This window comes from Patulibacter medicamentivorans (genome assembly GCF_000240225.1).
GTDB lineage: Bacteria > Actinomycetota > Thermoleophilia > Solirubrobacterales > Solirubrobacteraceae > Patulibacter > Patulibacter medicamentivorans.
The window spans coordinates 1-15,171 of record NZ_AGUD01000303.1 but is presented as its reverse complement, the minus strand read 5'-3'; the positions used below and the strand labels follow the sequence as shown (position 1 = coordinate 15,171).

Genomic DNA, 15,171 nt, shown 5'->3' with positions numbered 1-15,171 from the left:
TCGAGAGTAACAGCCGCTTCACCGGTCAACGATCGCGCGGGGACCTGTGATCCAGCGCACAGAGGCCGGCCTCGTCGCCGCCGAGGGGCCCGTCCGGGCGTCCGCTACTGTCGGCGCCGACCCGACGCTGCCGATGGCCACCGCGACCTCCACCGCCGGGCGGACCGCCTGGGCACGCAACCTCGCCGCGCCGATCCGCGGCTTCCTGCACGCCGAGATCGGCGGCTCGCTGATCCTGGTGGCGGCGATCGCCCTCGCGCTGCTGTGGGCCAACCTCGCCCCGCACTCCTACGAGCAGCTGTGGGAGACGAAGGCCACGATCGCGGTCGGCGACCACCGGCTGTCGACCGACCTGCGCGGGTGGATCAACGAGGGCCTGATGACCCTCTTCTTCCTGGTGGTCGGGCTCGAGGCCAAGCGCGAGCTCGACGTCGGCGAGCTGCGCGAGCGGGCCCGGCTGGCAGTGCCGGCGATGGCGGCCTTCGGCGGGATGGCGGTCGCGGCGGCGGTCTACCTGCTGATCAACGCCGGCGGCCCGGGCGCGTCGGGCTGGGGCGCCGCCGTCTCGACCGACACCGCGCTGGCGCTCGGCGCGCTCTCGCTGGTGACCCGCGGGCGCGGGCTGCGGGCGCGGGTCTTCCTGCTCTCGATGGTCGTCAGCGACGACCTGGTGGCGCTGCTGATCATCGCCCTGGCCTACACCGAGACGGTCTCGCTGACGGCGCTCGCGATCGCGCTGGCGCTGTTCGGCGTGCTGATCGCGCTGCGCTTCGCCGGCACCAGCTGGCGGGCGCCGACCGCGATCCTGGCCGGCTTCGGCGTCTGGCTGGCGATGTTCGAGTCGGGCGTCGACCCGGTGATCGCCGGGCTCGCGATCGGCCTGGTGACCAGCGCCTACCCACCGGCCCGCGACGACCTCGAGCGGACCACCGAGCTGGCCCGCTCGTTCCGCGAGCAGCCGACCCCGGAGCTGGCCTACTCGGCGCGCGCCAGCATGACGGCGGCGATCTCGGCCAACGAGCGGCTGCAGTACCTGCTGCACCCGTGGACCAGCCGGGTGATCGTGCCGCTGTTCGCGCTCGCCAACGCCGGCGTCCACCTGGACGGCGACCTGCTGTCGGCCGCGTCGACCTCGTCGATCACGATCGGGCTGGTCGTCGCGTTCGTGGTCGCCAAGCCGCTCGGCGTGCTGGCCGCCACCTGGGTCGCCACCCGCCCCGCGTTCGGCGGCACCCGCCCGACCCTGACCTGGCCGGCGCTGGCCGTCACCGCGTCGTCGGCCGGGGTCGGGTTCACGGTCTCGCTGCTGGTCGCGTCGCTGGCGTTCGACGGCGCGCTGCTGGAGCAGGCCAAGGTCGGGGTGCTGCTGACCGCGCTGCTCTCGCCGCTGGTCGCGTGGCTGGCCGTGCGGGCGATGCGGCGGCTGCCGGCCGAGGTCCGCGCCCGCCAGCTGGAGGGGACCGCGCCGCAGATCGTCGACCTCTCCGACGAGATCGATCCGGACCGCGACCACGTCCGCGGCGCGCCCGACGCCCCGGTCACGTTGCTGGAGTACGGCGACCTGGAGTGCCCCTACTGCCGCGACGCCTGGCCGGTCGTCCACGAGCTGCAGGAGCAGTTCGGCGACGAGCTGCGCTACGTCTTCCGGCACCTGCCGCTGAGCGACGTCCACCCCGGCGCCCAGATGGCCGCCGAGGCGACCGAGGCCGCCGCCGCCCAGGGCGCGTTCTGGGAGATGCACGAGCGGCTGCTGCACGACCACGACGCGCTGACCATCGCCGACCTGCACCGCCACGCGACCGAGCTCGGCCTCGACGTCGAGCGCTTCACCGACGACCTGCGGCGCCGCCGCCACGCGCCCCGGATCGCCCGCGACGTCCAGAGCGCGGACGCCTCGGGCGTCTCGGGGACGCCGACCTTCTTCATCAACGGCCGGCGCCACCGCGGGGCCTACGACGGCGCGGCGCTGGCCGCGGCGCTGCGAGCCGCGGCACTGCGACCGGTCCGGTCCTGAGCGGCGCCGCCCCGCCGAGCGCCCTGCCGCCGCGACCGCCGCGGGCCGGCCCGGCGCTACCCTGGAAGGCGGTGTCCGCTCCGACTTCGACCCGCCCGCCCCTGCGTCCCGGACGGCACTCCCCGCGCCGCAAGGTGCCGAAGGAGATCGCCAAGCCGCCCTACGCGCTGCTCGGCGAGCCGCCCGCGCCGAAGCGCCCGCGACCGCGCACGGCGGCCGAGCTCGAGGGGATGCGCCACGCCAGCGCGATCGCCAGCGACGCCCTGGCCGCGGTCGCGGCCGCGATCGCCCCCGGCGTGACCACCGACGAGCTCGACGCGATCGCCCACGAGCTGATGATCAGCCGCGGCGCCTACCCGTCGACGCTCAACTACCACCACTACCCGAAGTCGATCTGCGCCTCGATCAACGAGGTCATCTGCCACGGGATCCCCGACCTCGACACGCAGCTGTACGAGGGCGACATCGTCTGCATCGACGTCACCGCCTACGTCGACGGGGTCCACGGGGACCTCAACCAGACCTTCGCGGTCGGCGAGGTCGACCAGCGCTCGCGCGACCTGATGGACGCGACCAAGCGCGCGCTCGAGGCCGGGATCGCGGCCGTCAAGCCGGGCGGCCAGGTGCGCGACATCGGCCGGGCGATCGAGAAGGTCGTCCGCAACCGCTACGGGATCGTGACCCAGTTCGGCGGCCACGGGATCGGCCCCGACTTCCACGACGGGCTCCACGTTCCCCACAACTACGACCGGCGGGCGACCGACCGGCTGTTCCCGGGCATGACCTTCACGATCGAGCCGATGCTGAACCTCGGCTCGCCCGACGCCCGGATCTGGGACGAGGACGGCTGGACCGCGGTCACCGTCGACGGCCAGCGCTCGGCCCAGGAGGAGCACACGGTGCTCGTCACCGAGAGCGGCGTCGAGGTCCTGACCCGACACGTCGGCGAGTGACGCGCGGCGGGGGCCGCCCTCACGGTCCCTCATCGCTCGTGAGAGTCGGATGAGAACGCCCTCGCCAGGGCGACCGGCCCGCGCCTAGGGTCCTCCCTGTCGCCGGCCCGGGCACCGATCGCCCGCTCCCGGACCGGCACCGCGGACCGCTCCGCGTCCCCCGTCCCGCACCTCCCGAGGAGTTCCCCATGTCCTCCATCGCCCTCTCGCGGCGCGGCCACGTCGCGCTGGCCGTCGTCGCCGCCCTGGCCGCTGCCCCGGCTGCCGCCCTGACGCTGCCGGCCACGTCGCAGGCCCGCTGCATCGACGACGACGGCACCCCGTGCCCGCCGCCGAACACGATCCCGGCCAAGGTCAAGGTCGCGAAGGGCTGGACGCTCGGCGTCCGCGCCCGTCCGAGCTACGGGTCGACCCAGATTCGCCAGGTCAGGAACGGCAGCTACGTGCGGATCATCTGCCAGAAGCGGACCCGCTCGTGGGTCTCGGGCACCTACGGCCGCTCGAACATCTGGAACAAGATCATCGGCGGCGGCTGGGTCAGCGACGCCTACGTCCACACCGGCACCGACGGCTTCGCCACCCGCCGCTGCGCCTGATCGATCGCCCGTCGCGACCGGCTCAGTCGCCGGTCGCCACCGGCGGTCCCGCCGCGGCCATCGAGCCGAGCACCGCCTCGGATTCGAGCAGACCGGCGTCGCTCGGCGCCTCGCCCCGCTCGAAGACCCGGGCGCGCTGCTTGGCCCGCCACGCCCGGTGGGCCTCGGCCGGCCGCTCGTAGCCGTAGCGCTCGCGGGCCTCGGCCGGCGTCAGCGTCTCGGGCCGCTCGGGGGCGACGCCGAGCAGGATCGGCGCGACCACCGGCACGGTCGCGGGCGACAGCAGCCCCAGCGCCAGCAGCTCGAGCCGGCGGCTCAGGTGGACGGTGGCGAAGCTCAGCCGCATCAGCGGCCGCACCAGCACGTCGAGCGCCCGCGGCTGGCGCAGGCCCGCCATCTTGCGCATCCAGTGCGGCATCGTCGCGATCGTCGCGACCCGCAGGACCTTGTTGACCACCCACCGGGCGGGCGCCAGCACCCGCGGGGTCGGGGCCAGCATCACCTCGGCGTTGAGCAGGTGGTCCATCGTCGACTGGGCGACCTCCGACCCCGCCAGCCGCGGACGCATCTGGGCGAAGTACTCGCGGATCCCCTCCCGCGAGCGCGGGACGTCGGCCGGGTCGCAGGTCTGCAGCTCGGCGGCGATCGCGCACTCCTCCCAGTAGCGGGCCTCGTCCTGCGGCGAGAGCCGGCCGGGGCCGTAGCGCTCGTACGCGTAGAGGATCGAGTGCCACGCGGTCAGGTGGATCCACAGCTGCGAGTGGGGATCGTTGGCGTCGTAGCGGTTACCGCTGAGCGGCTCGGTCCCGATCGCCTTCGAATGGACCTTGACCAGCACGTCGGCGGCCTTGCTGGTCGCGCGCGTGCTGCCGAAGGCGACCAGCGCGAAATACCGCAGCGTGCGGTCGTAGCGGGTCCGCGGCCGGTAGCGGATGTCCTTCGTCGCGTCGACGGCGGCGACCAGGGCCGGATCGAGCTCCTCGATCACGACCGCGCGCTGGAAGCCGACGGTCAGCGATGTCGGGTAGCTCCAGACCCGCCAGGTGACCGAGTCGGGGCCGAAGAAGCCGTGGTCCTCGTGCGGAGCGACCGGCTCGCGCTTGCGCAGCGTCAGTGCCATGGAGCAATACTACACGACCGTAGCTTTCGGGTCGGAGGAGTTTCTGGGACGCTCACGGGCAGCGAGATGGCCGGTACCCGTCGCCCCTACACCCCGCGCATGCCGATCGAGCAGCGCCGCGAGCAGCTGCTCGACGCCGCGATCCAGGTGATCGCCCGCGACGGCTACGGGCGGCTCTCGATCGACGCGATCGCGCGCGAGGCGGACGTCACGCGCCCGGTCGTCTACGGGGCCTTCGACGGACTGGAGCCGCTGCTCTACGCGCTGCTCGAGCGCCAGGAGCGGCGCGCGCTCGAGCAGGTGACCGGCGTCCTGCCGCTCGACCTCGACCTGCAGGACCCGGACGCCTTCGTCGCCGCCACCGTCCGCCGGCTGGTCGAGATCGTCGGCGGCGACCCGCTGACCTGGCGGCCGATCCTGCTGGCCCCGGAGGGCACGCCGACGCCCGTCCGCGAGCGGATCGCCCGTGACCGCGAGGTCGTCCGCGAGCGGATCGCGGTGCTGCTGGAGGCCGGCCTGGCGCTGCGCGGCGGCCCCGACCTGGACGCCGAGATCGTCTCGCACGCGCTGATGGCGATCCTCGAGCACTTCGGGCGCCTGATCGTCGAGGACCCCGATCGCTTCGAGGTCGAGCGGCTGGTCGCGACGGTCCAGGCCGTGCTCGGATCGCTGCGGCCCTGAGGTCAGCGACTGCCGGCGAGCGCCCGGCGCGTCAGGTGGCGAAGCCCTCCCCGGCGCGCGACCGGCGGCGGCTCGGTCGCCACCGGCGCCGCGGCCGGGGCCGGCAGGAGCCCGGCGTTGTAGTCGTCGACGAGCGCCGCGATCGTGTCCTGCGAGCAGGCGCGGTTGGTGCCGATGAAGCCGGTCGGGCCGCGCTTGATCCAGCCGACGACGTAGCTGCCCGGCACGACCGCGGCCGTCGCCGGGTCGACGACGCGCCCCTCGTCGTTGGGGACGATCCCGGCGTCCGCGTCGTACGGCAGGCCGGCGACGGGCAGGCCGCGGTAGCCGATCGACGTGATCACCAGGCCGGCCTCGATCCGCTGGCCGGCGGGCCCGCCGGCGACGGCCAGCTCGACCGCCCCGGCCCGATCGTCGCCGGCGATCGCCTGCGGGGCGAGCCGGAAGCGGAGCGTGATCCGCCGGCCGGCGCTGGCCGGCGGCGCGAGCGTCCGCAGCAGCTCGAGCTTCGGGTCGTCGCCGGGCACGCCGGCCAGGTCCTCGGCCGCGACGCCGAGCGTCACGCCCGGGGTCGCGCGCAGCCCGACCAGCTCGGGCAGGGTGAAGGCCGCGTGCTCGGGGCCGCGGCGGCCGACCACGACGACCTCCTCGATCCGGCTGGCGCGGAGGGCGTCGAGGGCCGCCGGCGCGATCTCGCTCTCGGCGAGCGCGTCGGGATCGACGGTCAGGATCCGGGCGACGTCGAGCGCGACGTTGCCGTTGCCGATCACCACCGCCCGCCGGTGCGACAGGTCGACGACGCGGTCCGCATGGTCGGGGTGGCCGTTGTACCAGCCGACCAGCTCGGTGGCCGACAGCACGCCCGGCAGCTCCGCGCCCGGCACGTCGAGGCGCCGGTCCGACGCGGCCCCGACGGCGTAGACCACGGCGTGGTGGCCGTCGAGCAGCTGCTGGTGGCTGACGTCGCGGCCGACCTCGGTGCCCAGGTGCATCGTCAGCCCCGGCCGCTGGCGGATGCGATCGAGCTGGTGGCTGACGCGCCGGGTCCGCCGGTGGTCGGGCGCGACGCCGGTGCGCACGAGGCCGTAGGGCTGGGGCAGCCGCTCGTAGACCGACACCTGGGCGCCGGGGATCGTGAGGACCTCCTCGGCGGCGTACATCGCCGCCGGGCCGGAGCCGACGATCGCCACCCGCAGCGCCTGGCCGCGGTCGCGGACGGTCAGCCGCGGTCGCACCGGCGCCAGCAGCGCCCGCTTGCGCGGGACGCGGTGGTAGGCGGCGTTGATCAGCTCGAACGCCCGCTCGTGCTCGTCCAGCTGCGCGTGCGGCTTGATCGCGTCGACCGGGCAGGCGGTGACGCAGGCGCCGCAGTCGACGCAGGTCGCGGGGTCGATGTGGAGCATCTCCGCCAGCTCGAACGCCGGATCGTCCGGCGTCGGCTGGATGCAGTTGACGGGACAGGCGTGCACGCACGACCCGTCGCCGACGCAGGACTGCGTGACGACGTGGGGCATCAGCGGCTCCCTCGCTCGCTCGTCGCGTCGCGGGGGCCGGGGGCCGGGACCGGGGTCACCTAGGCGACCAGGTCGGCGCGGCGGTCGGGCTCGCCGCGATAGCGGGTCGGCTCGCCGTCGATGCCCATCCGCCGCCAGACGCGCCGGCTGGCGGCGTTCATCAGGCCCGTCTCGGTCGCGAGCGCGCGCATGTCGCCGAAGTACGAGGCCATGATCCGCCGCGAGTGGGGGCTCTGCCAGAACGCCTCGCGGAAGACCTCCCGCGGGATCTCGAAGCGGCGCTGGAAGGCGCGCGGCGGGGTCATGATCTCGCCGGCCAGCCAGCGCATGATGATCGGGAACGCGACCGACACGATCGCCCGCTCCGTCCGGCTCAGCCGCGGGATCCGCAGCCGCAGGAACTCGCCGGCGAACGAGATGTGGCGGGCCTCCTCGGCGATGTGGATCTCCATCGTCCGCAGCACCGCGGGCGGCATCTCGATGCCCTCGCGGAGGATCGACTTCTGGTAGTGGTCGATCGGCTCCTCGCCGGCCAGGATCCCGATCATCAGGATCACCGGCAGGTAGCCGCCGGCCAGGCCGATCACCGGCGACGCGGCGCGGAACCACGTGCGCATGCCCGGCACGTCCGCCCCGGAGCGGTTGACCAGCTCCTGGAACATCTGGATGTGGTTGCACTCCTCCGTCATCTCGTGGAGGCAGTAGCGGAACTCGGGCGACCCGTTGGGCAGGCCCATCGCGTAGTGCATGAGCCCGCGGATCAGGATGCTCTCGAACGACCCGCCGACCTTGACGGCGTTCATCACGCGCCAGCGGCCGATCTCGATCTGGCGCTCGCGCGACTGGGCGGCGTACCAGGCGGTCGCGCCCAGCGGGTCGACCGCCGGCTGCAGGATCCAGCGCGGGTCCCGGGGATCGATGGTCATCTCCGGCGCGTCCCAGGCGATGTCCTCGTAGGGGTCGAAGTGCACGTGCACCGAGCCCTCCGACAGCGTCTGCAGCATCGCCTCGTAGTCCGGGTCCAAGCCGCGGCTCCGCGGTGCGGTCGTGACGGTCATGTCCTGCTCCCTGCTCGTTCGATGTCCTGCTGCCCCGCCATCGCGGCCACGATCGGCCCCGCCTGCCGGAACACCCGTCCGAAGTTCACGATCAGGTCGTCCTGATCGAGCGGCAGCTCCCCGCGCACGTGCGCGACGAGCAGCTCCTGCGCCGCGCCGATCACGGCGCGGCTGATCAGCTCGGTCTCGACCGACTCGAGCACCCACGGCCCGAAGGCCTGCGCCGCAGCGGCGCGGACGACGCCGGCCAGCCCGCCGATGATCGCGCGGCGCTGGTCCTCGATCTCGCGGCTGACGCCGACGACCTCGACGAAGAGGATCCGGGCCCGGCGCGGGTCGTCAGTCAGCGAGCGGACGACCGCGCCCGAGGCGGCGTCGACCGCGGCGTCGAGGTCGCGCTCGACCAGAGCGATCCCCGGAGCGGCGGCTGCCAGCAGGTCGGCGACGATCCGCTCGGCGAGCGCGATCAGCAGCGCCTCCTTGCCGGCGAACGACTCGTAGAAGTAGCGCTCCGTCAGGCCGGCCTGACGGCAGACGTCGCGCACCCGCGAGCGGTGGAAGCCCTGCGTCGCGAAGACCTCGAGGGCGGCGTCGAGCAGCTGCTCGCGCCGCTCGGCGACGCGCTGCTCAGGGCTCTTGCCCCGCCACGGACGCACCAGCTCGGACGCGCTCATCCGCGGTCCTCTCGATTCCCGACAACCATGGGTGTCAGGATGATGGAGCTGACAACGTCAGATGTCAACACCCAGCTACGGATCCGTAGCGTAGGGCGCGATCGGCCGGGCGGGCGCGGCGCGGGCGGATCGGCGGGGCGGGGATGGATCGGTGAGCTGAGGCGGCCGGCGACCGCCGCTCGGGCCGGTCGCCGCGCTTGCGGGCCACGTGCCCATCCGACGGGCTCCGCGACGCCGGCCTCGGCGGGCGATCCGCGATCGGGCGCCCCGCTTGCGCCCCGGCCTCGTGTCATCTCGCCGTACCTCCGCCACCGAAGCAGCGATTCGACGCCTCAGGAACGTCGAACCGCCATCTCGGCCTCGGGGTCGTCCCGAGACGACGATTCAACGGTCGCCAGTTCCCGCGCCCACCGCGCGCGCCCCCGGCTGCCGCACCCCGCGCCCACCACCGACGCCCCCGGCCGCCGCAGCCCGCCACCCGCCGCCCCCGCCCACCGACACGCGACCCACCGCGTCCAGCGACCGAGCCGAACGGCCCGCCGGCGCCGCGGCCCGACCCGGCCGCGGCGCCACCCCCCGCTCAGATCGCCAGCAGCCGGCCCGCCGCCGCCTCGTCCATGTCCGCGGTCCTGCCGGCCGCGACGGCGTTGCCGGCCTCGAGGACGACGTAGTCCTCGGCCATCCGCAGCGCCATCTCGACGTACTGCTCGGCGATCAGCAGGCCGATCCCGTCGCGGTCGCGGAGCGCCAGGATCGCCTCCTCGATCTCGGCCACGATCGACGGCTGGATGCCCTCGGTCGGCTCGTCGAGCAGCAGCAGCCGCGGCTTGGTCAGCAGCGCCCGCGCGATCGCCAGCTGCTGGCGCTGGCCGCCCGACAGGAACGTCGCCGGCCGCTTCAGCAGCGGCTTCAGCCGCGGGAACAGGTCGAGGACCTCGTCGATCTCCGACCGCCTGCCGTCGCGGCGGGTCTCCAGGACCACCTGCAGGTTCTCCAGCACCGACATCCCGCCGAAGCCGGAGCGCTCCTGGGGCGCGTAGCCGAGGCCCGCGCGGACCCGGTCCCACGGCGACAGCGACGTGATCTCGCGGTCGTCGAGCAGCACGCGCCCGGCCTTGGTCGGCAGCACGCCCATGATCGCGTTCATCAGCGAGGTCTTGCCGGCGCCGTTGCGCCCGAGGACGCAGCAGCTGCCACCCTCCTCGAGCTCCAGCGAGACGCCGAACAGGACCTGCGTCCGGCCGTGCGCGACCTGCAGGTCGCTGGCGGTGAGCTTCATGCTGCCTCCTCGTCGTCGGACGCCGCCGGGGCTCCTGCGGCGGCGGCCCCGCTGCGGCCGGCGCTGTTGCGGTCGTCCCGCGCGCGGCCGATGTAGACCTCCTGGACCGTCGGGTCGGCCTGGACCTCGGCGACCGTCGCGTCGGCCCGCAGGATCCGGCCCTCGTGCAGGACCGTGACCCGGTCGGCGAAGCGGCGCATGAAGTCCATGTCGTGCTCGACCACCAGCACCGTGCGGCCCCGCGCCAGGTAGCGGATCAGCTCGCCCGTCCGGGTCCGCTCGTCCGGGCTCATGCCGGCGACCGGCTCGTCGAGCAGCAGCAGCCGCGGGCCCTGCGCGAGCAGCATCCCGATCTCCAGCCACTGCTTCTGCCCGTGGGCGAGCGCGCCGGCGGACTTGTCGACCTCGTCCGCCAAGCCGGTCACCTCGAGCGCCTCGACGACCGCGTCGGCGTGCCCCCTCGGCTGGCGCAGCAGCCGCCGCAGGCCGAGCCGGTAGCTGGCGGCCAGGTCCAGGTTCTCCCCCACCGTCAGCGCCTCGAAGACGGTCGCGGCCTGGAAGGTGCGGCCGACGCCGAAGTGGACGATCCGGTGCTCCTTGTGGCCGACCAGCTGCTGGCCGTCGAAGCTGACCGAGCCGGTGGTCGGCTTCGTCAGCCCGGTGATGATGTCGACCAGCGTCGTCTTGCCGGCGCCGTTGGGCCCGATCAGGAAGTGGACCTCGCCCTCGCGGGCGTCGAAGTCGACGTCGGTGAGGGCGTGGAAGCCGCCGAACTGGACGCCGAGCCCGCGGATCCGGAGCAGCGGCTCGCCGGCCTTCTCGGGCGGGGTCTGCGGCGGGTCGCTCGGGTGGCGGGGCCGGATCGCGGGATCGCCCTCGGCGCGGGGCGGGGTCGGCTGCGGGCTCATGCGCCCTCCTCCACCGTCGTCGCGGCCGCCGGCGTGGCGTCGCGGCCTCGTCGCAACCGGCCGCGGTTCTCCCGCAGCCACTCGCCGATCCCCGCGATCCCCCGCGGCGCGAACGCCACCACGACGACGAACAGCAGCCCCTGGCCGTAGAGCCACGCCGACGGCAGCTGCTCGGAGAGCTCGGTCTTGGCGTAGTTGACCAGGACCGCGCCGGCGATCGCCCCGGCCAGCGACAGGCGCCCGCCGACCGCGACCCAGATCACCATCTCGATCGACGGCACGATCCCCAGCGACGCCGGCGAGATGATCCCGACGACCGGCACGAAGAGCGCGCCGGCCAGGCCCGCCATCCCCGCCGAGGCGGCGAACGCCACGACCTTGACCAGCGTCGGGTCGTAGCCCAGGAACCGGACCCGGTCCTCGGCGTCGCGGACCGCGACCAGCAGCCGCCCGTAGCGGCTGCGGACCAGCTGGCGGCCGATCAGGAAGACCAGCGCCAGCACCGCCACCACGATCAGGTAGAGCGTCCGCTTGTCGTCCGGGTCCGCCAGGTCGAGCCCGAAGAAGGTCATCACCGTCAGGCCGTTGGTCCCCCCGGAGAACTGCTGCTGGCCGACGAGGAAGATCACGAACGCGGCCGCCAGCGCCTGGGTCAGGATCGCGAAGTACGGCCCCCGGACCCGGCTGCGGAAGACCAGCAGGCCGAGCAGCGTGGCCGCCAGCATCGGCAGCAGCACCACCATCGCCAGCGTGAACGCGGTCGACTCGAACGGGCCCCAGATGCCGGGCACGTGCTCGGCGCCGGTCAGCGTCATGAACGCCGGCGGCTGGCCGTCGGGCGCCTCGGCGAGCTGCAGGTGCATCGCCATCGCGTAGCCGCCGAGCCCGAAGAACAGGCCCTGGCCGAGGACGAGCATCCCGCCGCGGCCCCAGGCCAGGGCGATCCCGACCGCGACGATCGCGAACACCAGGTACTTCGCCAGCAGGCCGAGGCGGAAGTCGCTCAGCATCGACGGCGCGACGACGATCAGCAGGAAGGCGACGATCGCGAAGGCGATCCGCGCGGGCAGCTCCTCGCGCGGGCCGACGACCCGCCGTCGGACGGTGGCCAGCAAGGCGCTCATGCGAGACCCCTCGTCTCCTGGGCGACGATCCCCTGCGGCCGCAGCTGCAGGAACGCCACGATCAGCACGAAGACGATCACCTTGGCCAGGCTCGCCTCCGTCCAGTACTCGATCAGCGAGTTGCAGAGGCCCAGCACCAGCGCGGCGATCACCGCCCCGCGGAGCTTGCCGAGGCCGCCGGCCACGACGACCAGGAACGCGTCGACGATGTAGTTCTGTCCGAGCGTCGGCCCGACCGAGCCCAGCTGCGTGATCGCGACCCCGGCGACGCCGGCCAGGCCCGATCCGAGGAAGAAGGTGCGGCGGTCGACGGCGGCGGTGCCGATCCCGGACGCGGCCGCCAGCTGGCGGTTCTGCATCACCGCCCGCATCCGCCGGCCCTGCTTCATCCGGCTGACCACGAACCAGGCGCCGGCGGTCGCCGCGAGCGCCAGGACCATGATGAAGATCCGGTTGTAGGCGACGCCGACGCCGAGGACCTCGGTGCCGCCGTTCAGCCAGCCGGGGCTCTTGACCTCGACGTTCTGGGCGCCGAAGAGGTCGCGGGCGAGCTGCTGGAGGATCAGCGCCACGCCCCAGGTCACCAGCAGCGTGTCGAGCGGGCGGCCGTAGAGGCGGCGGATCAGCAGCGCCTCGAGCGCCAGGCCCAGCAGCCCGGCGACGACCAGCGCGGCCGGCAGCGAGAGCAGGAAGGCGGTCGACGTCGCGCCGTCGCCGAGCGCCTGCTGGACGACGTAGGTCGTGTAGGCGCCGGCCATGATGAACTCGCCGTGGGCCATGTTGATGACCCCCATCTGGCCGAACGTGAACGTCAGGCCGAGGGCGACGAGCAGCAGGATCGAGCCGATGCTCAATCCGACGAAGATCTGGGAGAAGAGCTGTTCCACGGTGTGACTCCGAAAGGACGTCGGGCGGCATGGGAGAATGGGTGGGCACCAGCCGGGCCACCGACGACCTCGGACGAGCCATCGACGACCTCAGCCGGGCCACCCACGCACCCACCGGCGGGGGAGCGCGCAACCGGCGCGCTCCCCGCGGTGGTGTCCCGCGACCTACAGCCCCTTGGCCCAGGGGTAGGTCTTCAGGAACGGATCCGGCTTGATCGGACCCTTGGACTCCCACACCGTCTTGATCAGGCCGTCGGGCTGGATCACGCCGATGCGGGCGGTCTTGTAGATGTGCTGGTTGTCGCCGTCGATCGTGACCTTGCCCTCGGGGGCGTCGTAGGTCAGGCCCTTCGAGGCGGCCTTGACCTTCTCGACGTCGGTCGAGCCGGCCTTCTCGACCGCGGCGGCCCACAGCTTCACCTGCAGGTAGGCGGCCTCGATCGGGTCGTCGGTGACCCGCTTGGCGCCGTACTTCTTCTTGTAGGCGGCGACGAACTTCTCGTTCGCCGCGCCCGGGGTCGTCTGGTAGTAGTTCCACGCCACGATCTGGCCCTCGACCTTCGAGGCGCCGATCCCGCGGACCTCGTCCTCGGCGATCGAGACCGAGACGACCGGCAGCTTGGTCGCCGGCAGGCCGGCGCCCTCGAGCTGCTTGAAGAAGGCGACGTTCGAGTCGCCGTTCAGCGTGTTGAAGACGGCGTCGGGGTTGGCGGCCTTGACCTTGTTGACGATCGTCGAGAACTCGGTCGAGCCCAGCGGCGCGTACTCCTCGCCGAGGACCTTGACCCCGTTGGCGGCGGCCCAGGCCTTGATCTCCTTGTTGGCCGTGCGCGGGAAGACGTAGTCGGAGCCGACCAGGTAGAGCGACTTGGCCTTCTTCTCGGTCTTCAGGTACTCCAGCGCCGGGATGATCTGCTGGTTGGTGGTCGCGCCCGAGTAGAAGATGTACGGCGAGGCCTCGAGGCCCTCGTACTGGACGGGGTAGTACAGCAGCGCCTTGTTGCGCTCGAAGACCGGCAGCATCGCCTTGCGGCTGGCGCTGGTCCAGCCGCCGAAGGTCGCGGCGACCTTGTCCTGGCTGATCAGCTTCTGGGCCTTCTCGGCGAAGGTCGGCCAGTCGGACGCGCCGTCCTCGACGACCGGCTCGATCTTCTTGCCGAGCACGCCGCCCTCGGCGTTCAGCTCCTCGATCGCCAGCAGCTCGGCGTCCTTCACCGAGACCTCGGAGATCGCCATCGTCCCGCTCAGCGAGTGCAGGACGCCGACCTTGATCGTGTCGCCGCCACCACCCCCGCCGGAGCCGGAGTCGCCGCTGTCGCTGCCGCACGCGGCCAGCAGCATCGCCGCGACGCACAGCAGCGCCGCCAGCGACCATGTTCGATATCCATGCCTGAGTCGTGCCTGCACGACGAACCCCTCGATCGGTTCCGGGCGGCGCGCCGCCGACGCGCCACCGGTTGACGTCCGGCCGTCCGCCGACTGCGGCGCGACGACCGGGCCGCGACCCCGTCCCGCCGGCGCCGCGAGGGGCGCCGGCGGTGGGGGAGTCACGATCCGCCTGGGAGCTTGCGCGCCGGCGGTCGCCGCGCCGGTGGCCGGATGGAGCAGGTGCCGCGTCCGCGATGGCGGCGGCGGCGCGGATCACCTCACCCACGGCGGTGCTAGTGGGCCACGACGGCTCACCCGCGGCCGCCGCTCACCCGGCGGACCGGGGTGGCTCACCCCGGGTGACGGGCCGCTCGGCGCCGAAGCGGCGCGCCGCTCAGCGACCGCGCCGCGGCTTGAGCACGAGCGTCAGCCGCCCGGTGCGGGTCTTGCCGCCCTTGACCGACGCGGTGTAGGAGACCGGCAGCCGCCGCTTCCTCGCCAGCGCCCGCGTCGTCTCCGGGTCGAGCCGCAGCCGGACGACGGCCGACTTGCCGTCGCCGATCCCGAAGCTGCGGTGGGCGACGGTCACCCGCACCACCAGCGACCGGCGCCCGATCGGGACCCGCCGTCGCAGGCGCAGCCGCAGGGTGCCGCGGCAGGGCTTGTCGGCGCAGGTCACGACGACGTAGGCGAACGAGCCGACCGCCGGCGCGCCCGCGACGACCTTGGCGATCCGCGGGACGAGCTTGCGCGGCGGCCCGCTGCCTCCCCCGGTCCCACCGCCGCCGGTGCCTCCTCCGCCGCCACCCCCGCCGCCGCCACCCGGCGCGGCGATGCTGACCGCGGCGGCCGCCGTGGTCGCCGAGGACCGGTGCTCGTCGTCGCCGGCGTAGGCCGCCGCGACCGCATGGTCGCCCGGGGCCGGGTACGAGACGACGCAGGTGGCGCGGCCGCTGGGGTCGAGCGGCTGCGCGCCGCAGCCCGCGATCGACGCC

Annotated in this window: 14 protein-coding genes; 4 read left to right on the top strand and 10 right to left on the bottom strand. The window is 73.6% G+C overall.

The annotated features are described in order from the left end of the window. Positions 1-46 precede the first annotated feature (46 nt). The 3 genes from PAI11_RS21530 (at position 47) to PAI11_RS25000 (ending at position 3,563) form a co-directional block, all read left to right on the top strand. A complete protein-coding gene (locus PAI11_RS21530; protein WP_211656644.1) occupies positions 47-2,014 on the top strand; it encodes a Na+/H+ antiporter NhaA in 1,968 nt (655 codons plus the stop codon). A 71-nt stretch (positions 2,015-2,085) separates the two neighbouring features. Continuing rightward, positions 2,086-2,967: a type I methionyl aminopeptidase gene (map, locus tag PAI11_RS21525; protein ID WP_040601319.1), complete on the top strand. Its 882-nt coding sequence runs from the start codon at positions 2,086-2,088 to the stop codon at positions 2,965-2,967. Positions 2,968-3,155: 188 nt separating this feature from the next. Further along, positions 3,156-3,563 carry a hypothetical protein gene (locus PAI11_RS25000; RefSeq protein WP_007578679.1) on the top strand — a complete coding sequence of 136 codons (408 nt, stop codon included), beginning with the start codon at positions 3,156-3,158 and terminating at the stop codon, positions 3,561-3,563. A 22-nt stretch (positions 3,564-3,585) separates the two neighbouring features. Here the strand turns inward: PAI11_RS25000 and PAI11_RS21515 are convergent, their stop codons facing one another. Further along, positions 3,586-4,683 (bottom strand): oxygenase MpaB family protein, encoded by a 1,098-nt coding sequence (locus PAI11_RS21515; protein ID WP_007578677.1) that lies wholly within the window; start codon positions 4,681-4,683, stop codon positions 3,586-3,588. A gap of 99 nt (positions 4,684-4,782) precedes the next feature. Here PAI11_RS21515 and PAI11_RS21510 point away from each other — a divergent pair, with 99 nt between their 5' ends. Continuing rightward, positions 4,783-5,364, top strand: a complete 582-nt coding sequence (locus PAI11_RS21510; protein WP_007578675.1) for a TetR/AcrR family transcriptional regulator — start codon at positions 4,783-4,785, stop codon at positions 5,362-5,364. A gap of 2 nt (positions 5,365-5,366) precedes the next feature. On the opposite strand, the gene PAI11_RS21505 is transcribed toward PAI11_RS21510, so the two are convergent. The 9 genes from PAI11_RS21505 to PAI11_RS21465 form a co-directional block, all read right to left on the bottom strand. Then, positions 5,367-6,878, bottom strand: a complete 1,512-nt coding sequence (locus PAI11_RS21505; protein WP_007578673.1) for an FAD-dependent oxidoreductase — start codon at positions 6,876-6,878, stop codon at positions 5,367-5,369. 59 nt (positions 6,879-6,937) lie between these two features. Further along, positions 6,938-7,936 carry an AurF N-oxygenase family protein gene (locus PAI11_RS21500; protein ID WP_007578671.1) on the bottom strand — a complete coding sequence of 333 codons (999 nt, stop codon included), beginning with the start codon at positions 7,934-7,936 and terminating at the stop codon, positions 6,938-6,940. After that, entirely contained in the window at positions 7,933-8,610 is a 678-nt protein-coding gene (locus tag PAI11_RS24995) for a TetR/AcrR family transcriptional regulator (RefSeq protein ID WP_007578669.1), read from the bottom strand. The genes PAI11_RS21500 and PAI11_RS24995 overlap by 4 nt, the downstream gene beginning before the upstream one ends. 580 nt (positions 8,611-9,190) lie before the next feature. Then, positions 9,191-9,889 carry an ATP-binding cassette domain-containing protein gene (locus tag PAI11_RS21490; RefSeq protein ID WP_007578667.1) on the bottom strand — a complete coding sequence of 233 codons (699 nt, stop codon included), beginning with the start codon at positions 9,887-9,889 and terminating at the stop codon, positions 9,191-9,193. After that, a complete protein-coding gene (gene urtD / locus PAI11_RS21485; RefSeq protein ID WP_007578665.1) occupies positions 9,886-10,797 on the bottom strand; it encodes an urea ABC transporter ATP-binding protein UrtD in 912 nt (303 codons plus the stop codon). Before urtD ends, PAI11_RS21490 begins: the two co-directional genes overlap by 4 nt. Beyond that, positions 10,794-11,921, bottom strand: a complete 1,128-nt coding sequence (gene urtC, locus PAI11_RS21480; protein ID WP_007578663.1) for an urea ABC transporter permease subunit UrtC — start codon at positions 11,919-11,921, stop codon at positions 10,794-10,796. The genes urtD and urtC overlap by 4 nt, the downstream gene beginning before the upstream one ends. Next, a complete protein-coding gene (gene urtB / locus PAI11_RS21475; protein ID WP_007578661.1) occupies positions 11,918-12,808 on the bottom strand; it encodes an urea ABC transporter permease subunit UrtB in 891 nt (296 codons plus the stop codon). Before urtB ends, urtC begins: the two co-directional genes overlap by 4 nt. Positions 12,809-12,973: 165 nt before the next feature. Next, positions 12,974-14,149: an urea ABC transporter substrate-binding protein gene (urtA, locus tag PAI11_RS21470; RefSeq protein WP_050897354.1), complete on the bottom strand. Its 1,176-nt coding sequence runs from the start codon at positions 14,147-14,149 to the stop codon at positions 12,974-12,976. Between the two features lie 421 nt (positions 14,150-14,570). Continuing rightward, positions 14,571-15,171, bottom strand: a 601-nt coding sequence (locus PAI11_RS21465) for an Ig-like domain-containing protein (RefSeq protein ID WP_040601317.1), incomplete at its 5' end; no start/stop codon positions are given.